The sequence below is a fragment of the Streptomyces sp. QH1-20 genome (assembly GCF_041283565.1).
Taxonomy (GTDB): domain Bacteria; phylum Actinomycetota; class Actinomycetes; order Streptomycetales; family Streptomycetaceae; genus Streptomyces; species Streptomyces syringius.
Window position 1 is genome coordinate 1332174 of record NZ_CP166299.1, and the last position, 22190, is coordinate 1354363.

The 22190-nt window shown below is 71.9% G+C and carries 13 protein-coding genes; 5 read left to right on the forward strand and 8 right to left on the reverse strand.

Annotated features, from left to right (window positions below; genetic code table 11):
• The first annotated feature begins 94 nt into the window (after positions 1 to 94).
• From AB8O64_RS06015 to AB8O64_RS06025, 3 genes are all read left to right on the forward strand, one after another.
• On the forward strand, positions 95 to 490 hold the full coding sequence (locus AB8O64_RS06015) for a nuclear transport factor 2 family protein (protein ID WP_370418217.1): 396 nt from the start codon (positions 95 to 97) through the stop codon (positions 488 to 490).
• Between the two features lie 8 nt (positions 491 to 498).
• On the forward strand, positions 499 to 1431 hold the full coding sequence (locus tag AB8O64_RS06020) for an NADP-dependent oxidoreductase (RefSeq protein ID WP_370423802.1): 933 nt from the start codon (positions 499 to 501) through the stop codon (positions 1429 to 1431).
• Positions 1432 to 1661: 230 nt separating this feature from the next.
• Positions 1662 to 3782, forward strand: coding sequence for a UvrD-helicase domain-containing protein (locus AB8O64_RS06025; RefSeq protein WP_370418218.1), 2121 nt, complete (start codon positions 1662 to 1664; stop codon positions 3780 to 3782).
• A 95-nt stretch (positions 3783 to 3877) separates the two neighbouring features.
• Here the strand turns inward: AB8O64_RS06025 and AB8O64_RS06030 are convergent, their stop codons facing one another.
• Positions 3878 to 5176, reverse strand: coding sequence for a LuxR C-terminal-related transcriptional regulator (locus AB8O64_RS06030; protein ID WP_370418219.1), 1299 nt, complete (start codon positions 5174 to 5176; stop codon positions 3878 to 3880).
• A 271-nt stretch (positions 5177 to 5447) separates the two neighbouring features.
• Here AB8O64_RS06030 and AB8O64_RS06035 point away from each other — a divergent pair, with 271 nt between their 5' ends.
• Both AB8O64_RS06035 and AB8O64_RS06040 read left to right on the forward strand, forming a co-directional pair.
• Positions 5448 to 6320 carry an undecaprenyl-diphosphate phosphatase gene (locus tag AB8O64_RS06035; RefSeq protein WP_370418220.1) on the forward strand — a complete coding sequence of 291 codons (873 nt, stop codon included), beginning with the start codon at positions 5448 to 5450 and terminating at the stop codon, positions 6318 to 6320.
• Positions 6321 to 6434: 114 nt separating this feature from the next.
• Positions 6435 to 6611, forward strand: coding sequence for a hypothetical protein (locus AB8O64_RS06040; RefSeq protein WP_365210466.1), 177 nt, complete (start codon positions 6435 to 6437; stop codon positions 6609 to 6611).
• 30 nt (positions 6612 to 6641) lie between these two features.
• Here AB8O64_RS06040 and AB8O64_RS06045 read toward each other — a convergent pair whose 3' ends face one another.
• The 7 genes from AB8O64_RS06045 to AB8O64_RS06075 form a co-directional block, all read right to left on the reverse strand.
• The gene (locus AB8O64_RS06045) at positions 6642 to 7550 is read right to left on the reverse strand and encodes a hypothetical protein (protein WP_370418221.1); all 909 of its coding nucleotides are present in this window, start codon (positions 7548 to 7550) and stop codon (positions 6642 to 6644) included.
• A gap of 24 nt (positions 7551 to 7574) precedes the next feature.
• Positions 7575 to 7841 (reverse strand): hypothetical protein, encoded by a 267-nt coding sequence (locus tag AB8O64_RS06050; protein ID WP_370418222.1) that lies wholly within the window; start codon positions 7839 to 7841, stop codon positions 7575 to 7577.
• A gap of 75 nt (positions 7842 to 7916) precedes the next feature.
• Positions 7917 to 8474, reverse strand: coding sequence for a glycoside hydrolase family 25 protein (locus AB8O64_RS06055; protein WP_370418223.1), 558 nt, complete (start codon positions 8472 to 8474; stop codon positions 7917 to 7919).
• A 159-nt stretch (positions 8475 to 8633) separates the two neighbouring features.
• Positions 8634 to 9698 (reverse strand): hypothetical protein, encoded by a 1065-nt coding sequence (locus tag AB8O64_RS06060; protein ID WP_370418224.1) that lies wholly within the window; start codon positions 9696 to 9698, stop codon positions 8634 to 8636.
• A 155-nt stretch (positions 9699 to 9853) separates the two neighbouring features.
• On the reverse strand, positions 9854 to 10417 hold the full coding sequence (locus AB8O64_RS06065; protein WP_370418225.1) for a carboxymuconolactone decarboxylase family protein: 564 nt from the start codon (positions 10415 to 10417) through the stop codon (positions 9854 to 9856).
• Between the two features lie 155 nt (positions 10418 to 10572).
• The gene (locus AB8O64_RS06070; RefSeq protein ID WP_370418226.1) at positions 10573 to 18909 is read right to left on the reverse strand and encodes an amino acid adenylation domain-containing protein; all 8337 of its coding nucleotides are present in this window, start codon (positions 18907 to 18909) and stop codon (positions 10573 to 10575) included.
• The gene (locus tag AB8O64_RS06075) at positions 18906 to 22190 is read right to left on the reverse strand and encodes a type I polyketide synthase (RefSeq protein WP_370418227.1); all 3285 of its coding nucleotides are present in this window, start codon (positions 22188 to 22190) and stop codon (positions 18906 to 18908) included. The genes AB8O64_RS06070 and AB8O64_RS06075 overlap by 4 nt, the downstream gene beginning before the upstream one ends.

Sequence of the window (22190 nt, forward strand, 5' to 3'; positions counted from 1 at the left end):
GGTGTACCCGGCCCGACGCCTGGACACGTACCCCCTTGCATACGCCCCGCACGCCCGCGGATCTTCGACACATTCTCGACCGGAGGAGCACCGGATGCCCGATTCCCTGAAGGCCAACAAGGACCTCGTCTCCGAGTACATCGAGGCGTTCTACAACGCCAAGGACTTCGACCGTGCGAAGTCGCTGCTCACCGAGGACTTCGCCAATCATCACCCCGGCGTCGGCGCGGGCCGGGACCGGACGGTCGAGACCTTCCGGGAGCAGGCCGCCGGGCCGTTCCCGGCGTTCTCGCTGACGGTCCTGCGCATGATCGCCGAGGGTGAGTTCGTCTGGACCCACAGCGTGGCCAGGATCGCCCCGGACGCGCCGCCGGCGGTCGTGGTCGACATCTGGCGCGTCGAGGACGGCAAGCTGGCCGAGCACTGGGATGTGGGGCAGGCCGTTCCCGAGGGCACCACCCTGGACGAAATGGTGTCGGACGCCCGATGACGTCCAGGATGCGAGCGATCACCCAACGGTCCTTCGGCGGACCGGAGGTGCTGGAGCTGACCGAGGTGGACCGTCCGCGTCCGTCGCTGAACGAGGTGCTCGTCCGGGTCCACGCGGCCGGGGTGAATCCGATCGACGCGCATGTCCGCTCCGGTGCCGTTCCCTTTCTCGGTGCGCCGCCGTTCACCCTCGGCTGGGACGTCTCGGGCGTGGTCGAGGAGGTGGCTCCGGGGGTCACGCGCTTCGCCGTCGGCGACGAGGTGTACGGCATGCCGCTCATTCCGCGGGCCGCGGGCGGGTACGCCGAGTACATCACGGCACCTTCCCGGCAGTTGGCCCGTAAGCCGGCCGCCCTCGACCATCCGTCGGCGGCCGCCCTGCCGCTGGCCGGGCTGACCGCCTGGCAGGCACTGGTGGACGCGGCGGCGGTCGGAAACGGTCAGCGGGTGCTGATCCACGCCGGTGGCGGCGGTGTGGGGCATCTGGCGATCCAGATCGCCAAGGCCCGGGGCGCCGAGGTGGTGACGACCGCGAGCGCCGCCAAGCACGACTTCGTCCGCGGGCTGGGCGCCGACGAGGTCGTCGACTACCGCGCGGTGGACTTCGCGGCCGTGGTCGGGAAGGTGGACGTCGTGCTCGATGGTGTGGGCGGTGACACCGCGATACGTTCGCTGGACGTGCTCAGGCCCGGCGGTTCCTTGGTGACGATCGTCGATATGCGCGATGCCGGGCTCGCCGGCCGGGCGGCGGAACGTGGTCTGCGAGTCGTCGGGGTGACCGCCGAGCCGGACCAGGTGGGGCTGGCGGCGCTCGCGGAGCTCGTCGACACGGGCAGGCTGAGGCCCTGTATCGACCGGGTACTGCCACTCGCCGAGGCCGTCGAGGCGCATCGGCTGATCGACTCGGGCTCCACCACGGGCAAGGTCGTCCTCACGGTGTGACACCGGTTGCGGGAGGGCCGTGGCGGACCACGCCGCCACGCCCCCATAGGCACCCGCCGACGCTCTCGGAACGCCGGGCTGCGAGCCGGCGGGGATCGGCGCGCTCAACGAGAGCGCCCGGCAACCCGCCGACTCGCTCTCCGCTCGAGCACAAGCCCTCCAACCCACTCCGGTGCGTTATACAATCATTACTTTACGTCCGGGGGCGGTCGGGGAGGGATGGAGCAGTCATGGGCGCGGGGGGATCGGCGTGGAAGCGGGCGCAAGAGGCCCGGCAGTACGAACGCGAGCTGCGCGAACAACTCAGGGCTGCCCAATGGGAGGTCCGCAACTGGGAAGCGGCGAGCGAGGGCGAACGCAAGGTTGCCGCGAAGCTGCAAGTCCTCACCCGGCGCGGATGGCGCCTGCTACTCGACCGGCGCTGGCCCGGCACCCGCTCGGCCAACGTCGACATGCTGCTCGTCGGCCCCGGTGGCGTCTTCGTCGTCGACGTCAAGAACTGGCGACACCTCCCCGAGACAGCCAACGGACACCTGACGGCCGGCGGACGCACGTACGACCGTGAGGTCGAAAAGTTGCTCAAGGTGACCCGGCTGGCGGACAAGGCCGTCTCCGCGCGGAATCTGTCCCCCGTGGCCGTCCAACCGTTGATGGTCTTCGCCGGCCGGTCCGTGAGCGCCCGGCTCGGCACCGTGCGGCTGCTGGGAGAGCGCGAGGTGACACCGGCGCTCATCGCGGAACGGGCCCGGCTGCGCCCGACCGAGGTAAAGGCCGTGGCCGACCACCTGGAGCGCGAGTTCCCTGCCTACGAGGACACTTCGGCCCGCATACGGTCCGCGGGCCCAGCGGCTTCCGCGGCGGCGCCGGTGGTTTCCTCCACAGTCCCGGCTGACTTCTCCGTATCCGGCCCCGGGGACGCGCTATTCGATGTCGACGGGATACGGGACGCGGCTATGGAAGCCGCCCGCAGCGCCCCCATAGAACAATGGATGACGTTCCTTCATCCTGACCAGCTCGCCCTGGTACGCCGCAACTGGTCCGGCCCGGCGCGCGTCAGCGGCCCGGCCGGCACCGGCAAGACCGTCGTCGCCCTGCACCGCGCCGCGTACGTCGCCCAGCGCACGACCGGCCGGGTCCTCTACGTGACCTTCGCCAACAACCTGCCCCGTGTGCAGAGCACGTTCTTCAGGACGATGGCTCCGGCTGTCGCCGACCGGGTCGACTTCAGCAGTCTGCACGCGTGGGCTGGGCAGTTCCTCCGCAACAGGGGCATCGCGAGCCGGCTGGACCACGACAAGGCCGTGGACGCCTTCAGCCGAGCCTGGCAGAGCCACGGTCGCGGCACGGTCCTCGAAGTGCTCGACCCTGTGCCCGGATACTGGCAGGAGGAGATCGACTACGTGATCAAGGGTCGGGGGATCACGGCCTTCGAGCAGTACGCGACGCTGCGACGCGTACGCCGCCGCACCAACCTGCGCCGACCGCACCGCGAGGCGGTGTGGGCGCTGTACGAGGAGTACGAGCGCAACCGCACCGGCAAGGGCGTGCACGACTTCAACGACATCCTCGCCCTCGCCCTCGACGAGGCGCTCGGGCACCCCGGCGCCACCCCGTACACCTCGGTCATCGTTGACGAGGTGCAGGACCTCACCCTCGTCGGTGTACGCCTCCTGCACGCGCTGGTCGGTGACGCGGGCAATGGTCTGCTGCTCGTCGGGGACGGGCAGCAGGCCGTCTACCCCGGGGGGTTCCGCCTCTCGGACGCGGGCATCGACGTGCGCGGGGACCGCGGGCAGGTGCTGCGCAAGAACTACCGCAATGCGAAGGACATCCTCGACGCCGCCCTCGCCGTCGTCGCTGAGGATTCCTTCGACGACATCGACGGCACCCACACAGCCGGGCGCCGCGACGTCGACCCCGCCTACAGCGACGGCCGGGTCACCAGGTGCACCGCGGCGACCCGAGCCGAACACGACGCAGCCCTCCTTGCCGTCCTGCGCGCCCTCGGCCCCGAGGCCTGGCCCGACTCGGCGGTGCTTTGCCGCACCGGAGCGGAGCGGGACCGCTACCAGCGGCTCCTCACCCAGGGCGGGATACCCGCGATCACCCTGGAGCAGTACGACGGCCGTCCGGTGCCCGGCGTGAAGCTGGGAAGCTACCACCGGGCCAAGGGCCTGGAGTTCAAACACGTGCATCTGCCCGACCACGACGCCCCGGCCACGGCCGGGACGGGCGACGGCGCCGACGACGGCGTCGCCCGCGAGCGCCGCGAACTCCACCGAAGCCAGCTCTTCGTCGCGATGACACGAGCGAGGGACACGCTGTGGCTGGGGTCGGTGACGCGACGTTGAGGCGCTGACGACAAAAGGCGGGCCTTGCCCCGCCAGCGCAGTCCCGCTACATGCACGGGGCGCGTGCCGTCACACACGGCGCGTGCTTGACAGGGCTAGGTCACCAGTGACAGCGCGGTGGGGAATCCCGAGGCGCGGGCGAGTGCCGCGGCTTCGCCCCGGGAATTGACGCCGAGTTTCTTGAGGATCTTGGCCACATGGAACTTGACGGTGTGTTCGCTGATCTGGAGCTGCTGGGCGATCGCCCGGTTGCGGTGGCCGTGGACCAGTCGTTCGAGAACGTCCAGCTCACGGGGGTTGAGGCCGCCCAAGGGGTCGCTGTGCGGGCGGTCGGGTGCCGTCAGTGGCAGCCGGGCCGTCACGATCGTGCCCCATTCCGGGACGGCGTCGACGTGCAGGGCGCCGTTGAGCGCCGCGACCCGGTCGGTGAGCCGGTGCACGGCGAGTGCCTCGGCGGCGAGTGTCCCCGGGCCGTCGTCCCGGATGGTCGTGCGGAGTTCGGTGTCCTCGACCTGCCAGCTCACCCGGATCCGGCTGACCCCGCCCTGTTCGAGCATGGTCAGCACGGTGCCGCGGGCCGTGGTGAGCGCGGCCCGGGCGATGTCCGCGGGCAACAGCCGCTGCCGGCAGTCGGGCGGGGAGAACTCCAGCTCCACATTGCTGTACCGGGAGAGCAGGCCCAGCATGTCGGACAGCCGCCCGAAGGCACCGCCGACCGTCTCCTCGGGCGGCAGCTCCTCGTCCTCACCGGTCGCCCGCAGCTCGACCAGGGCGGAGACCGCGATGTCGGTGGCGGTCCGGCGGGCGGCCTCGGCGTCGAGGGTGCGGGTGCGCAGGACGCCGAGCAGGGTGGTGAGGGTGGTGGCGTGGGCGTCGGTCAGATTGGCGACGACCCGGGCCCGCTCGCTGTTGGCGATCCAGGGGCCCGCCATGTCGACCGGCACCGCCTGGGGCATCAGGTCGATCACACGTACGGTCGCGAGGTCCCACAGCTGCTGGAGCACCGCGAGCACCCGCGGTTCGGGCGCGCTGCCGTCCACGGGCAGCACCGCCAGCATGGCTCCCGCCGAGCCGGGTGGTGCGGAGGCCACGGCCAGCACCGGGCGGAGCGAGCCCGCGAGGCGTGCTTCCCCGAACCATGGTTTGCCGACGTCGACGTGCGTGGCGAGGGCGGCCAGCTCGGTGCTGGTGACGTCCTGCGTCAGCTCGGCGTCACCGTGATTCCATGTCGCCGACTTGGGACAGTCTCCGGTGAGCATGACCAGGGCGTGGTGCTGTATGAGGTCGGTCATGGCCCCCGACAGCGTGGACAGGATCTCCTTGAGGGGCGCCCGCATCAAAGCCTTCGCCACAGCCAGCGTGCGCTGCGGGTCCCCCCAGTCCGCATACACCATAGGTCGATGGTAGTGGACACCCCACCTCCGCCTACCGGTCTTCCGGCTAGTCCTACCTAGCCGAAAGGCTAGAGAGAGAAGTTCAGGACAATGTGGGAACTCCTCGCCCCGGGCGGCCGCGACTTCAGTGAACGTTCACTTCGATGACGCTAATCTGCCTCCTGCCCGGTGGATGATCCGCATCGACTGGCTCCCTCGGAAACCCGTAGAGCCCGCCTGACACCGTCTGCACCGGTCGGGCCATGATCATTTTTGGGATGGCGCTGACTCCATGACCTGGTTCGAATCTTTCATCCTCGGGCTCGTCCAGGGCTTGACGGAGTTCCTGCCGATCTCCTCCAGCGCCCACCTGCGGCTGACCGCCGCGTTCGCCGACTGGCAGGACCCCGGAGCGGCATTCACCGCGATCACGCAGATCGGCACCGAGACCGCCGTCATCATTTATTTCCGCAAGGACATCGCGCGTATCGTCTCCGCCTGGTTCCGCTCCCTGTTCGACCGCCGGATGCGTCATGACCACGACGCCAAGATGGGCTGGCTGGTGATCGTCGGTTCGATCCCCATCGGCGTGCTGGGCCTGCTGCTCAAGGACGCCATCGAGGGCCCGTTCCGCGATCTGCGGCTGATCGCCACCACGCTCGTCGTCATGGGCATCGTGCTGGGCTTCGCCGACCGGCTCGCGGCGCGCGACGAACAGGGCGGGCGTCACAGGGCCGTCAAGGAGCGCAAGAGCCTGGAGCAGCTCAATACCCGGGACGGGCTCATCTTCGGGGCCTGCCAGGCGATGGCGCTGATCCCGGGTGTCTCGCGGTCCGGCGCGACGATCAGTGGCGGGCTGCTCATCGGCTACACCCGGGAGTCCGCCGCCCGCTATTCCTTCCTGCTGGCCATCCCCGCCGTCCTCGCCTCGGGCCTGTTCGAACTGAAGGACGCGGGCGAGGGGCACACGGCGTGGGGGCCGACGATCTTCGCCACGCTCATCGCCTTCGTGGTCGGATACGCCGTCATCGCGTGGTTCATGCGCTTCATCTCCTCCAAGAGCTTCATGCCCTTCGTGATCTACCGCGTCCTGCTCGGCCTGCTGCTGTTCGCGCTGGTGGGAGCCGATGTACTGAGCCCGCACGCGGGCGAGAACGCGGGCTGAGAGCGGCAGTTTTGACCGGGTCGCCCCGCCTGCGGGACGAAGGAGGGCCAGTGCCGGCGGAGCCGCTGCCGCGATACCGGCTCCTTTGTCAGTGGCCTCCCTTAATCTGTTGCCATGTCAACTACCGCCGCTCCCCCGCATCCGGACGCCTCCGCCTTGAACGCCGCGATACGGACGTTCCTGTCGGCGCGGCGCGGCCGGGCGTTGTCGGGATCGGAGCGGTCCGAGTACGAAGCGCTGCGGGCGCGGTGGGTGGCGGCCGTGCGGGCGGGGTTCGAGACGGCGGCGTGACGGGCCGCGGGCAAGGGGCCGGGAGGGACGTCAGGAAGAGGGGGCCGCGGAGCGCAGGACCTCCGCGGGGCGTCGCAGCCAGTCGTCGTTTTCCCGCCGCGCGGCGGCGAGTTCCTTCGCGCGTTCCTTGATGAGCCGGTGCTGGTAGGCGGATTCCACCGCGCTCCACACACCGATGAGACGCGTCCTGTCCTTGCAGGCGACATCCGCGCGGGCCGTGGCGATCTCCCGAGCCGAGGCCCGGGGGCCGTCCGCCATCGACCGGGGGGCGTCCAGCGGGCCGGCGTAGGAGAATCCGCCGGCCTTCATACAGTCCGACCACTTCCGCAGCACGGTGCGCACGCGTGCGTCGTTCTTCGACTGTTCGAACGAGTCCATGTTCAGCTGCCGCACGACGAGAGCGTCGGCCGGGAAGGAATCCGTGCCGGTGATCTTCCCGGCCGCCGCCGCGTTGCAGCCCTCGGGCGGGCTGCCGCCCGGCCCCGGCCTGCCGTCGGGTGTGCCGGACAGTGCCCGCTGCTGGCGGTCGGTGACCGGCGGGGGCGTCGGCGGTGTCGTGCGCCCCGCCAGGTGGTAGCCGTAGCGGGCCGCTTGGTCCGGGGAGCTGATGCCGTACCGCCGTTCGTGCCGCGGAGGTTCGGCGGTGACCGCCGGCGCGGACGGCAGCGCCACTCCGGCCCGTTTCATGCACGCCGCGACGAGCAGGTCCAAGGCTGACTGGAGCTTGTGGTGGTCCTCGCGCGAGAGGAAATGGCCGTCCAGGGGCAGCGGGCCCGGCCGGGCACCGGCTGACGGGGTGGTGTGCACCGTCGGGGGCACGGTCGGCGCGCCCTCCTCGCCGCCGGTGGTACAGGACGCCGCGGTCAGGCAGGCACCGCACGCGAGCAGTGCGATCGACAGCCGGGGCGTGCCGGTGCGGCGGCGAGTCGGACGCGTCATGTGCTTCTGCCTCCCGGTGGGTTCTCAGTTCACCAGGAAGGAAGCATTGTCATTCTTGGTCTTCACCAGATTGATCGCGCTGCACGCGGGCACCGTGTCGTACGGGCCGCTCCATCCGCTGTTGACGAAGACCTTCACATCGCCGTGGCACTGGCCGGGGAACTGATAGGTGGCGGAGGCGGCATTGTTCTTCACCGGCACGCCCTGCCCCTCGCCGGGGGTGAGGAATCTGCCCGCGTCCTTCAGATTGGGAAATCCCTGGAACCCCGTGCTGAGGTCCCAGCCGGCCACCGAGCCCTGCTGATTGAAGGCCCCGCGTATCGCCCCAAACCGCCCCGCGGGCGAGGGGTGGTGACCTGATTCCCCCTACTCCGCCTTCGCGCGCGTCCAGGCCCGCAGCGCCGCTCGGTCGTCGAACCGGCCGACGTTACGGTCCAGGTTCCCCGCCGAGCTGTACTGGTGGAAGGTCCACGGGTGTTTGACGGCCGGGCGGCCGGCCGGGTGATCGGGGTCCGCGATCCACAGCCCGTCGCCCGCTTCGCTGGTCGTGTCGCGGTTGAGCCAGTAGTCGCGGTTGCAGTAGAGCACCACTCGGTGGGCGGGCGCCTTGGAGCGCACATGGTTCAGCCAGCGGTCCTTGTCTCTGCACGGGACCTTCGGCTCTTCCCAGTCGAGGGCCAGGACGTCCCCCGGCCGCAATTTGATCTTGCCGAGGAAGTAGTTCCCCTGCGCGGACATCGACCCGGCCGTGACGTAGTGGTAGTAACCGACCACGAGTCCCGCCGCCCGGGCCCGGTCCCGCTGGGCCACCCATTTCGGGTTGGTGTAGGAGACACCTTCGGTGACCTTGACGAAGACGAAGTCGTACCCGTCCACCGGGTACTTCTCGCTCTGGTAACTGCTGACATCGATGCCGTGAATCATGCCGCCTCCTCCGGAATGCGGACATCTCACCTGAGAGCGTGTCCGCAGTATCGATCCGGATCGGCGCGCTGGCGAGAGCCTCCTCGGGTGATTCCCGCGGCACGGCGGAACCGCGCGGGCCGGGAAATCCGGCCCGCGCGGTGAAAGGCCCGCAATCGATCAGTGGCCGTGCCCGCTGCCGGCCGCCGGTGTGCCCGCGGAGGCGGGCGGCTGAGTCCAGTTCGGGGCCTTCGCCCCGGCCGGGGCCTTGCGGTAGGCGAAGTCCTCGAAGGTCATCAGGTAGTCCTTCTCCTTGGCCCGATAGCTGGTGCACGACTTCTTCGGGTAGGAGCCGCTGATCTCGACCTCGGGTGCCCATTTCAGGGTCAGACAGCTGCGCTTCGGCTTCGTGCTCTTGAGCCAGTCGGTGGAGAGGACGTTCTCCCAGAAGGTGATGTGGGAGTCGTACGTCCCGTACACGAACGCCTGCGTGAACGGCCCGCCATTGGCGGGGGCGGCACTGAGGTCGACGATGTGATTGCCCATGCGGCCGGCCGCTCCGGGCAGTCCGAAGCCTTCCGGGTGGTACGGGGCGGGCACGGGCTTGGCCGCCTTCTCGTTGTCCGCGCAGTTGACGAAGATGGCACCACAGGGGCCGGTGCGTATGGCGTTACGCGCCTCGTAATCCATCATGAAGTAGTGGACGTCGAAGTGCGGTTTGTCGAAGACGTGCTCCGGGCCGTGGCCCACCGACTGCCAGTTGAACATCATCCACTTGAAGGGCAGCCCCTTGAGCTTGGGGAACCACAGCACCCGCTCGTGGCCGCCGCCGCATTCGGTGTTCGGGTCGACCTTGCCGTCCTCGTTCTTGTCGAAGCAGGTGTTCCCGTCGTGCCGGGGGGTCGTGGGCAGCGAATTGGCCGCCGCCTCGCTGACCGCGACGCCGATCACCTTCGGTGAGCCGTCGGGCTTACGGGAGTAGACCGTCTCGACATGGCCGTTGCCCAGCGAGGTCCGGTTCTCCACGATGAGCTCACCGTCCTTGTCGGGGCCGGGATCGGATGCGTTCCGGGCGGCTTCCGGGCCCGATCGGCCGGAGCCGGCCTGCTCCGCCGAGGCGGTGCTCGCGGTGATGTTCCCGACGGCCAGCGCGGAGGCGCCCAGTGCCGTCAACAGCAGTGCCATGAAGAGCAGCAGGGTCTTGCGTGGCCTTCTGGTGGTGCGGTTCCTCTTCGTTCCGTTCACGTGCTTCCCCGTTCGTGGTTCAGAGTGTGTCGCAGGTGCTCGGTGGTCTCGCAGTCGGTCGGGGGTGTGGGGGGCGGTAAGGGAGAAGCGGCCGTCAGCGCCAGTTCGGGGCTGCCGGCCGCTCCTCGTTCCGTGTGGCGCTCGGTGCTCGGGCCCTACTCGGCCGGGGCCTCCCAGGCGAAGGGCACGAACGGCGGGTCGAGCTCGACGGCCGTCATGCGGTTCGCAAAGGTGGACATCGTGTACGTGCCGACGCCCATGACGACCTCGAGGGCGTTGCGCCGGGTGTAGCCGGCGGCGAAGAAGGCGTCGAACTCCTCCTTGCCGACCTGGCCGTGCCGGGTGAGCACGGTCAGGGTGAACTGCCGGATGGCTTCCAGGCGGGCGTCGGCGAGCGGCGCCTTCTCGCGCAGGGCGGCCAGCAGCTCGGCCGGCGCCTTCTGGCGGGTGAGCGTGGCCGAGTGCATGGCCACGCAGTAGTGACACTCGACGTAGGTCGCCACGGTCAGCACGACCACCTCACGCTCCAGCATCTCGAGCGAGGTCTGGTCGAAGGTGCCCACGGCCTTCATGAACGTGCCGAGCAGCTCGGGCGACTCCGCCATCGCAGCCACCGGCCCGGGCACGAATCCGAAGTTCTTCTGGGCACCCTCGACCATCGGGCGCGAGGCCTCCGGAGCGGTCTCGGGTGTGTGGAGCGTGAAGGGGGAGTCGGTCATGGTGTGTCTCCTTTGTGCTTTCGGCAAGGGATGCGGCAGACGGCGGTTCGGCGCCTGCCGGTCGGTGCTTGGTTCGTTCTCTCGTGGGCTCTCGTGGGCTCGCACGGGTCCGCCCGATCGGGCTGCCGGGCGCCGGCGCGAGCGAATGCGGCCGGTCACGGCCCGGTGTCCGCTCCGGCGACCACCCCCTCTCCCTGTCCGGCGGCCAGTGCGGTGCGCAGCTCGCCCGCCAGGGCGGCGAGGTGCGGCCGGGCCATCGCGGTGTAGTGGTCCCCCGGCACCTCGGTGATCCTGTGGTCGCCGGGCAGCAGGGCCGCCCACGCCGCCGTCGTCTCCCGGGTTGCGCCGCCGTCCTTGGCGCGGCAGAGGAGGGTCCGGCCGGCGAAGTCCGGGTGGTTGCGCGGTTGGTGCCTCATCAGGGCCCGGGAGTTGCGGGAGAAGCGTTCGACGATCCGCTTCAGGGTCTCCGGGGTGATGTCACCGGGCAGGACGCCCGCGCGGCAGGCGTGGTCGTGGAGCGCCTCGACGGAGGCCGTGCCGTCGGCCGTCCGGAACAGCCCGGGGTCGGGGTCCCAGCGGTGTCCCGCGAGTCCGGCGAGGTCGCGGGCGAACCACGCGAGCAGCGCCGCGTCGTCGACGTCCTCGGGGGCGCGGCCGCCCGGGGCCGCCTGCCCCGGGGGTTCCAGGAGGTCGACCAGGGCGATCAGTTCGACGTTCCTGCCCGCCTCGGTGAGCAGGGCCGATATCTCCAGTGCGAGAACGCCGCCCATCGACCAGCCGCCGAGGCGGTACGGGCCGTCGGGGAACCGTTCGGTGATCGCCTGTGCGTAGTGGGCGGCCATCGCCGGCACGGTGGCCGGCGGCTCGTCGAGGTCGGGGACCTGGAGCCCGTAGAAGGGCTGGTCCTCGCCCAGCAGGGAAGCGAGTTCGGAGTAGCACAGGACGTCGCCTCCCACCGGGTGGACGAAGATCAAGGGGACCGCCGTTCCCTCCGGGCGGATCGGCACCAGGGCGGTGCGCCGGTCGGCGGAGCCGTCGCCCGCGTCGCGCAGGGTCTGGGCCAGCAGTTCGATGGTGGGCCGGGCGAACAGCGTCGACAGGGGCAGTGAGCGGCCGGTGCGGCTCTGGATGCGGCCCATCAGCCGGACGGCGAGCAGGGAGTTGCCGCCGAGGTCGAAGAAGCTCGCGGTGACGCCGACCGGCCGCTCGTCGAAGAACTCGCCCCAGATGTCGGCCAGTTCCCGTTCCATCGCGTCCCGGGGCGGGACGATGCCCTCCGTGCCGCGCGGGTGCGTGTCGGGCGCGGGCAGCGCCGCCCGGTCGACCTTGCCGTTGGCGCTCAGCGGCAGGCGGTCGAGGACCACGATGCGGTGGGGCACGAGATAGTCGGGCAGCTCCGCGCGCAGGGCCCGGTCCAGCGCGCCCGTGATGGCGGGCTCGTCGGGGGCCGTGCCGGCCCCGCCCGGCTCGCCGTCGAGGACGACATAGGCGACGAGCCGCTTCGCCTCGTGCCGCTCGCCCGTGGCCGCCGCGGCCGCCGCGCGCACCTCGGGCCGCCGGAGCAGCGCGGCCTCGACCTCGCCCAGCTCGACGCGATAGCCGTTGATCTTGACCTGGAAGTCCTCGCGGCCCAGGAACTCGATGTTCCCGTCGGGCAGCCAGCGGCCGAGGTCGCCGGTCCGGTAGAGCCGCTCGCCGGTCACCGGGTGGCGCGGGAAGCTTGCCCGGGCCTTCTCCTCGTCCCCGAGATAGCCGCGTGCCAGTCCGGTACCGGCGATGTAGAGCTGACCGGGCACCCAGACCGGGCAGGGCCGCAGGGCGTCGTCCAGGACGTGGAAGCGCTGGTTGCGCATGGGCTTGCCGTAGGGGATGGCCGTCCAGGACGGGTCGACGTCCCCGACGCGGTAGCGGATCGACCAGATGGAGGCTTCCGTGGCCCCGCCCAGGCTCCAGATCTCGGCGTCGGGCGCCAGGGCGCGGATCCGGTCGGGGAGGGTGACGGGGATCCAGTCGCCGCTCATCATGACCACGCGCAGCGAGAGCAGTTCGCCGAGGCCCTCGGCGAGGGCGTGTTCGGTGAACATCTCCATCAGGGTGGGGACGCTGTTCCACACCGTGACGTCGTGCGCGACCATGAGCTCCGCCCAGCGGGCCGGTTCGCGGTGCGCGCCGGGGTCGGGCAGGACGACGGCGCCGCCCGCGGCCAGCAGTCCGAAGACGTCGTAGACCGACAGGTCGAAGTTGAGCGCCGAGAGCGCGAGGACCCGGTCGTGCTCGGTGATGCCGTAGGTGTCGTTGACGTCGCGGACGGTGTTGAGCGCGGCGCCGTGCTCGATCATCACGCCCTTGGGCAGCCCGGTCGAGCCCGAGGTGAAGATGACGTAGGCCAGGTCACCGGGCGAGACGTCGGGGGCGGGCAGCGCGGTGTCCTCCTCGACGGGAGCGGCACCGGCCCCGAAGGCCTCGTCGACGGGCAGTCGTACGGTGTCCGCCGGCCAGTTGGTGGCGACCTCCACCCACGGCTGGGTCAGGACCACGGAGATCCCGGCGATGTCCAGCAGCCTCCGCAGCCGCTCGGCCGGTACGGCCGCGTCGATCGGGACGTACGCCGCACCGGACTTGAGGATGCCGATGGCCGCGGCGAGCTGCTCCCAGCCCTTGTCCATGACGATGCCGACGAGGTCGCCGGGCCGCACCCCCTTGGCGCGCAGCGCGTGGTCGAGGCGGTTGGCGTGGCGGTCCAGCTCCCCGTAGGTGATCGTCCGCTCCGCCGTGAGAACGGCCGGCGCGTCGGGGGTGAGGGCCGCGCGGGCGACGAAGGGCTCGTGCAGCAGCCCTTCGGGGACGGGGCCGGCCGTGGCGTTGACCCCGGCCCGTACGTCGAGGTCGGCGGCGGGCGCCAGGGCCGCGGCCGGGCGCCGCCACGCCTCGTCGTCCGCGCACAGTTCGCGCAGGGTCGCGATGTACGCGGTGAACATCGCGTCGATCATTCCCGCGGGGAAGATCTCCTCGATGACGTCCCAGTTGACGACCAGTTCGCCCGCGTCCTCCACCACTTGGTGGTCGAGCCACACCTGGGGGGTGCGGATGGAACTGCTGACCTCCCGGCCGGACTCCCCGAGCCCGACCAGGTGCTGGGCGACCCCGGAGGAGGCGGCCGAGTCCTGGCCCGCCGCGAAGTTCACCATGCTCGCGAAGACGACCGGCATGGTGGCCATGGCGGCCGTGCCCCGCCGCCGGTTGAGCCGGCGCAGCACGTCGACGCCGGAGACCTGGCTGTGCTCGAGATCGGTCCACAGCTGTTTCTGCACCCGCTCGGCGCGGACGGCGAAGCCCTCGGAGGCCGCGGCGTCCACCTCCAGCAGGGTGGTGGCGCTGAAGTTGCCGACGACCTTGCCGACGTCGGGGTGCAGGGGCAGCCGGTTGAAGAACAGCACGTTGAGGGTGAAGCGGCCCGACTTGCTCCAGGCGCCGAGGACTTGGGAGTACGCCGTGCACAGCGCTGCCGACGGTGTGACCCCGGCGGCACTCGCGCGCCGTTTGAACGCGGCCCACGCCGCCGCGTCGAGCCGGATGGAGCGGTGGGTGAACCGGGGGTGCTCGACGGTGGCGGGATTCTTGGCCAGGGGCAGCTCGGGGGCCGGCGGCAGCGTGGGCAGCCGCTCCTCCCAGTACGCCTCCGCCGCCGCGTGGGCAGGTGTGCCTTCGATCGTGCGGGCCGTGCGGACGTAGTCCCGGTAGGTGAGCGACAGTTCGGCCAGCGCGTCGGCACCTTCGCGGTACACGGTCGCCCATTCCTCGAGAAGAAGGGAGGTACTCCAGGCGTCGATGATGAGGGCATCGAGACCGATGTGCAAGCGGGTTCGGCGTTCGTCCAGGCGTGTGGCCCGGATGTCGAACAGCGGCCAGACGGACGTGTCGAAGACCTGGTTCCTCATCTCCTCGTGGACGGCGGCGAGGCGCTCCTCGCGTGCGCTGTCGGTGTGCTCGCGCAGGTCGAGGGTGCGCAGCTCGTAGTCCGGCACCCGGTCGAGGACCCGCTGGTACCCGTCGGGGCTGACGACCGCGCGGAGCATGTCGTGCCGCGTGATCAGGGTGCGCAGGGCGGCGGCGAGCCGGTCCACGTCGGCCTCGACGTCGACCTCCAGGAAGAAGTAGGTGGAGACGGCCCCGAGTTCGAAGGCGCTGGTCCGGCCCACCAGATAGGCCTGCTGGAGGTCGGTGAGCCCGAAGGGCTCGTACCGGCCCGCCTCGTCGCGGAGCAGCGCGGGGAGCGCGGACCCCGTACCCGCGCCGACGGCCGCCGTGGGCCTCGCCCCGGCGTCCGCGTCCACGGCGCCGGCCGGGTCGGGACCCGGCTCCGGACCCTCCTCGCCGCGCAGGGCCCGCGCCTCGTCGCCGAGTTGCGTGATGCTGCGCCCTTCGAGGAAGGCGACCAGGGGCAGGGAGATGCCGAGCTCCCTCGCGAGGGCGTCCTTGACCTCCAGGGCCATCAGCGAGTCCAGGCCGAGGCCGGGCAGCGGCTCGTGCAGGTCGAGCTCGGCCGGGTCGGCGCCGAGCGCCCGGGCGACGATGCGCGTGAGCACGTCCCGTACGGGCTCGGCGGGCCCGGCGGCGGGGCGTGGTGCGGGAGTACGGGCGGCCGGGGGCGGCGTCGGTGCCTTACGGGCCGGGGACCCATCGGGCCGGCCCTGGGCGGCGGGCAGCAGCCGGGCGCGTTCGGCCCGCTTGAGGTAGACGCCCTCGGCCTCGGCCACCGGGTGCCCGTCCTCGGTGAGCAGCCGTACGGTCGCGGCGATGGTCGAGGCGGGGTCCGCGGACGGCAGGACCGTCGCGTGGCACAGCAGCGGCCGGGTCCGGTCGTAGTCGTGCAGCACGAACCGGTCCACTCCCACGAGCATGAACACCGCGTCGCGCGGGGTCCCGTCGGGCGGGCAGGCGAAGAGGGTCTGGAACATGGCGTCGGTGAGTCCGGGGTGCAGCAGATAGGACGCGGACTCCTCGGGCCGCGGCGCGCGCATCCGGGCGAGCGCCTCACCGGGGGCGTGCCGGACCTCCTCCACCCACTGGGCCGATGTGCCCAGGTACACGCGGCGCTGCCACATGCGGTGGTAGAACTCCTCGCCGGTCGTCACGCCGCCGAGACGGGCGCGGACGGCGGCGGTGTCGACGGCGCCGGGCGGGGCCTCGGGGCCCGGGGCGGCCGTGCCCCGGGCGTGCTGCAGCCAGTGGGGGCCGTCGTCGCCTTGGTGTTCGGCGTAGTAGCCGAAGGAGTGCCTTCCGTCGGCGGCGGGTTCGACGAGGAGCTGGGCGTTCCTCGTCTCGCCCTGGTCGATGACCAGGCTCTGCAGGACCAGCAGGTCCCGCACGGTCACCGGGCCGGGGCGTCCGAGGTCGTGCACGGCCGCGAAGACCGCCTCCAGATAGACACCGATGTTGACGACGGGCAGGCCGTCGACGACGCAGTCGCCGAGGCAGCGGTGGGTCAGGGGGCTCAGCCGGGACTCGTACTGGACCACCTCCAGCGGCGAGGGCACCCGACGGCCGAGGAGCGGCCGGACAGCCTCGCTCTTGGCCTCGTCGACGGACCGGCCGGCGGTTGCCGACGCGGGTGCGGGTGCGACCGCCGGCGCGCTCGGTGCGGACCAGTGGCGGGTGCGCTGGAAGGGGTAGAGGGGTGCGGTGGTGCGCCGACGGCCGCGCCCGCTGTCGTAGGCGTCCCAGTCCACGGCCGCCCCGGCCGTGTACAGCGCGGCGAGGCTGTCGGCCAGCACCCGCCCGTCGTCGTGGCGGGGCCGCAGCGAGGGCAGGAAGAGGCACCCGCCCCCTTCCGGCCCTTCGGTCCCCTCTGTTCCCCGATATCCCTCCGTCGCCTCCGGTGCGAAGCAGTCCGCCATGCCCAGCAGGGTCGGGCTCGGGCCCGCCTCCAGAAAGACACGGTGGCCCTGCCCGTACAGGGTCCGCATGCCCGCGTGGAAGTCCACCGGCCGCCGGATGTGGGCGCGCAGATAGGCGGCGTCGTAGACGCCCTCGCCGAGGAGGGCCTCACCGGTGAGGTTGGAGATCAGCGGGATCCGTGCCGGACCGTAGGCGATCCGCGCGGCCTCCGCCTCGAACGCGTCGAGGACGGGGTCCATGAGCGGGGAGTGGAAGGCGCGGGTGACCCGGATGTCCTTGGTCCGCACGCCCTGTTCGGCGAGTGCCTCGCGCAGCCGTCCGACCGCGGCGGACGCCCCGGAGACGACGACGCTGTCCGGGCCGTTCACCGCGGCGAGGGACACCTCGGCCGCGTACGGCGCGAGGGCCTCGCGCACCCGCTCCTCCCCGGCGAGGACCGCGGCCATGGCGCCTTCCCCGCCGAGGTCCTGCATCAGCCGGCCGCGGTGCGCGGCCAGCCGCAGCCCGTCCTCGGGGCTCAGCACGCCCGCGACGGTGGCCGCGACCAGCTCGCCGACGCTGTGCCCGAGCACGGCCGCCGGGGTCACCCCCCAGGAGCGCCACAGCTCGGCGAGCGCGAACTCCACCGCGAAGAGCGCGGGCTGGGTGAACCGGGTCTCGTGGACGAGCCTCGCGTCCTCCGGGCGCGGGTGGAGCACCTCGCGCAACGGACGGCCGAGCAGCGGCCGCAGCACCTCGTCGCACCGGTCCAGGGCCGCGCGGAAGACCGGTTCGGTGGTGTCGGCCTCGCGGGCCATGCCGGGGTACTGGGCCCCCTGGCCGGTGAAGAGGAAAACCGGCCGGGTGCGGCTGCCGGCCGGGACGTACCCCCGCCGCACCTCGCCCCGGGCGCGGTCCGTGAGCCGTTCGCGCAGCTCGGCGGCGGTGGCGCCGGTGACGGCGAGGCGGTGCGGGAAGTGTGCCCGCGCGGTGTTGGCCGTGAAGCAGAGATCGGCGGCACCGCCCGCGGCGGTCTCCTCCAGTGCGCCCAGGTGGTCGTGGTAGCGCTCCGCGAGGGCCGTCAGCGCGGCGGGGCTCTTCGCCGAGAGTGCCAGCACATGGGTCGTCCGGTCCCCCGGGCCGCCGTCAGGATCCGCGGGGGCGGGTGCCGGGTCGGGTGCCTCTTCCAGCACGATGTGCGCGTTGGTGCCGCTGGCCCCGAAGGAGCTGATCGAACCGGCGCGGGGGCCGTCGTCCGGCGCGGGCCACGGTGTGAGGGCCGTGGGGACACGCAGGCGCAGTTCGTCGAGCGGGATCTCGGGGTTGACCTCGCGCAGGTGCAGATGCGGCGGGATCTCCTTGTGGTGCAGGGACATGACGATCTTGATGAGGCCCGCGATCCCGGCGGCGGGCTCCAGATGGCCGACGTTGGTCTTCACCGATCCGACCAGGAGCGGCTCGGTGCCCTCGTGCTCGCCGAGCGCGGAGCGCAGCGCCCGCAGCTCGATGGGGTCGCCGAGCGGGGTGCCCGTGCCGTGCGCCTCGACGTAGCCGATGCGGCGGGCGGGTACGGCGGCGACAGCCATCGCCCGCCGGATGACGTCCTTCTGCGCACTGGCGTTGGGCACGGTGACGCCACTGCTGCGGCCGTCCTGGTTCACCGCCGAGCCCCGGATCACCGCCCAGACGCGGTCGCCGTCGGCTTCCGCGTCGGACAGCCGCTTCAGGACGACCATGCCGCAGCCCTCGCTGCGCACATAGCCGTCGGCGGCGGCGTCGAAGGTCTTGCACCGGCCGTCGGGGGCCAGCATGCGGGCCTTGGACAGCACCACGAACCACTCCGGGGAGAGCAGGACGTTGACCCCGCCGGCCAGCGCCGTCGAGGACTCGCCGGAGCGCAGGCTCTGCACGGCCAGGTGGACCGCGACGAGCGAGGAGGAGCAGGCCGTGTCGACGGACATGCTGGGGCCGTTGAGGCCGAGCCAGTAGGAGAGCCGGCCCGCGGCGAACGTGGAGGCATTGCTGGTGAGGGCGTGGGCCTCCAGCCGTTCGGGGGCGATCTGGTACAGCTGCTGCTGGCCGTAGTCGTTGTTGGTGATGCCGAGGAAGACGCCGGTGGCGCTGCCCGCGAGGCCGTCGGGGCGCCGGCCCGCGTGCTCCAGCGCCTCCCAGCCGGTCTCCAGCAGCAGTCGCTGCTGCGGGTCGAGGGTGGCGGCCTCGCGCGGGGCGATGCCGAAGAAGGACGCGTCGAAGCGGTCCACGTCGGACAGCAGCCCGGCCCGCCGGGTGTAGGTCCGGCCCGGCGCCCGTGGGTCGGGGTCGTGGAAGCGCCCGGTGTCCCAGCGGGAGTCGGGGATCTCGCGGATGCCGTCCCCGCCGTTCCGCAGGAACTCCCAGAAGGCCTCGGGCCCGTCGGCGCCACCGGGCATCCGGCAGGCCATGCCGACGATGGCGATGGGTTCGGTCCTGGCCCGTTTCTCCGCGGCCACCTCGGCGCGGAGCCGGCGGATCTCCTGGATGCTCTGGACGAGCACGGCGTTGCGGTCGGTCTCCCGGCCCTCGGGCCGGGCGGCGTTCGGGCCGGTGAGGTCACCGGGCTCGGTGATCGTGGTCATCGTGTGCTCCCCGTTGCACGTATTTCGTCGGCCAGGATCGCGAGGAGCCGGTCCTCGGAGAGCCCCTCGACGGATTCCTCGGCGGTTTCCCGGGCGGCTTGCTCGGCGTACGGCCGCTGTTGTCCCGGGTGCCGCGGAGCGTCCGGTGCGGCTGCTCCGGCCTCCTCGGCCAGGTGGTCGGTGAGGCCGTTGACGGTGGGGTGTTCGAACATGACCGTCGCGGGCAGCTTGCGTCCGAGCCGTGCTTCGACCCGCCGCCGCACCTGGGTGGCGAGCAGGGAGTCCATCCCCATCTGGAAGAAGCCGCTGTCGGGGTCGATCCGGTCGCGGTCGAGGTGGAGGAGGTCGCTCACCGCGTCGAGCACCGCGGTGAGGACGCCGTCCCGGTCGCGCCCGGTGACCGATGGCGGCTGGTCCCGCGTTGCCGGCGCGGGAGACGGCGCGGGAGACGGCGTGGGAGGTGATGCCGGGGCCGGCCGGGGGCTCCCCGCCCGGGGCCCGCTCCGGAACCAGAACCGCTCCCGCTGCCAGGCGTAGGACGGCAGCGCGACCGCGCGGCCCCCGGCCGGGAACACCACGTCGGCGGGCACGGGGAAACCGTGGGCGTGCAGCGCGCCCAGCGACGCGATCACGGCCCGGCGTTCCCCCTCGCCGCTCCGCGGGGAGGGCAGCAACAGCCCCTCCTTCCCGGCGGGTTCGAGCACCTGCTCGACGGCGGACAGCAGGGTGGGGTGCGGGCTCATCTCGACGAAGACACCGTGGCCGGCCTCCAGCAGCGTGCCGACGCCATCCCCGAACAGCACGGGTTCACGCAGTTGGCGTGCCCAGTACGCGGCGTCGAAGCCCGTTCCGTCGCAGAGTTCGCCGGTCACGCCCGACAGGACGGGGATCTTCGCCGTCCGCGGGGTGATGCCGGCCAGTGCGGCGAGCAGATCCGCGCGCAGCGGGTCCAGCTGCGGGCTGTGCCAGGCGATGTCCGTCCCGACCGGCCGGCACAGCACATTGCGTGCGCGCAGCTCGTGGGCGATCTCGTCCAGCGTGCCGGGGTCGCCCGAGAACATCGTGGAGACGGCGCTGTTGCACACCGCCACCGACACCCGGTCCCGGCGCCCGTCGAGCAGCGCCTCGGCTTCGGTCCGGGGCAGGGCCGCCGCCAGCATCGAGCCCTGGCCGCGGACCCGGCCCAGCAGGTCCGCGCGCCGGCAGACGATCCGTGCGGCGTCGTCCAGGCTCAGCACCCCGGCGACGTACGCCGCGGCGACCTCGCCCATGCTGTGGCCGACGACGGCGTCGGGTTCGACGCCCAGGGAGCGCCAGTGGGCCGCGAGTCCCACGCCGACGGCGAACAGGGCGGGCTGGCTGAGGCCCTGCCCCCGCGACTCGGCGCCGTCGTCCGCCGCGTGACCGGTGCGGTGGATCTCCTCGACGACGGACTCGCCCGTCCACCGGCGCAGGGCCGCGTCGGCCTCCGTGACGGTGTCGCGGAAGACGGGACAGGTGTCCATCAGCTCGCGGCCGGTGCCGGCGTGCGGGGTGCCCTGGCCGGGGAAGACGAAGACCACGCCGCGGTCGACGGCGGTGGTGGTGGCACCGCTCACGACACCGGTGCCGCCCCGGCCTTCGAGCCACTGTGTGAGCTGTTCGGCCGCCTCCTCGGCGGAGTCCGCGACAACGGCGCAGCGGTGTTCGTGGTGGGTCCTGCGGTGGGCGGCCGACCAGGCGATGTCCCGCAGCGGCACGGCGCGGCCCGGGTCCGAGAGGAGGAAGTCGCGGTAGGCCGCCGCCATGGGCGCGAGGGCCCGCCGGGTGGGGGCCGAGACCGGGATCAGCCAGGGCCCGGGGCCGGTTCCGCCGTCCTGGGCCCCCATGGTCACGGGCCGCTCGGCGGGCGCGGGGCCGAGGATGACGTGGGCGTTGGTGCCGCCCGCTCCGAAGGAACTCACCGCGGCGTGACATCGCTCGTCGGGTACGTCCCAGTCCCGGGGCGCGGTGGGGACGTAGAGCCGGCTGTCGTCGAGGGAGAGGTGCGGGTTGATGGTCTCGAAGTGGAGGTTGGGCACGATGCGGCGGTGGTGGACGGACAGCGCCGTTTTGATCATTCCGACGAGGCCCGCGCCCGCCTCGACGTGTCCCACGTTCGTCTTGACCGAGCCGAGCGCGCAGCTGTCGCCGTCCTCGTCCACCCGCCCGTACACCGAGTCCAGGGCCTCGACCTCGATCGGGTCGCCGAGGGCGGTGCCGGTGCCGTGCGCTTCGAGCAGGGTGATCTGCGAGGGTTCGAGCCGGGCGTTGGCGAGGGCCTGTTCGATGACGTCGCGCTGGGACCGGCCGTTGGGCGCGGCGAGACCGTTGGTGAGCCCGTCCTGGTTGACGGCCGTGCCGCGGATGACGGCCCAGATCCGGTCCCCGGCGGCCACCGCGTCGGGGAGCCGCTTGAGGACGACCGCGCAGACGCCCTCGCCGCGGACGTAGCCGTCGGCGCGCGCGTCGAAGGTCTTGCACCGGCCGTCGGCGGCGATCGGCAGGCCCTTGGTGTGGGCCACCATGGCGTGCGGCGAGAGGATCAGGTTCATCCCGCCGACGACCGCCGTGTCGCACTCCCCGGTGCGCAGGCTGGTGGCCGCGGTGTGCACGGCGACGAGCGAGGAGGAGCAGGCGGTGTCGATGGCCATGCTGGGGCCGCGCAGGTCCAGGAGGTAGGAGAGCCGGTTGGGGATGGCGAAGGCGAGGCCGCCGAGGACGGTGTAGGTGTCGATGTCGGCCGGGTCGGCGAGCTGCATCTGGAGGTAGTCGGAGCAGTTGGTGCCCACGAACACCCCGGTGGCGCTGCCGCTCAGCCGCTTCCTGGTCAGCCCCGCGTCCTCCAGGGCCTCCCAGGCCACTTCGAGGAAGAGCCGCTGCTGCGGGTCCATGCGCTCCGCCTCGCGGGGCGAGATGCCGAAGAAGTACGGGTCGAAGGCGTCGACGTCGTCGAGGAAGCCGCCGTAGCGCACGGCCGTCCGGCCGGGCGTCTCGGGGTCGGGGTCGTAGAAGGCGTCCATGTCCCATCGGGAGGCGGGGACTTCGCTGATCCCGTCGACGCCGTTTTCGAGCATGTGCCAGAAGGAGGCGGCGGAGGTGACCCCGCCGGGGAGCCGGCAGCCGATGCCGACGACGGCCAGCGGTGCGCGCCGGGCGTCCTCCAGCGCGTCGATCTTCGCCCGCAGGTCCTTGATTGCCGTGAGCGCCTTGGTCAGGCGCGGGTCGGGCGCCCCCGCGCCCGGCTCGCGGGATGTACTCAT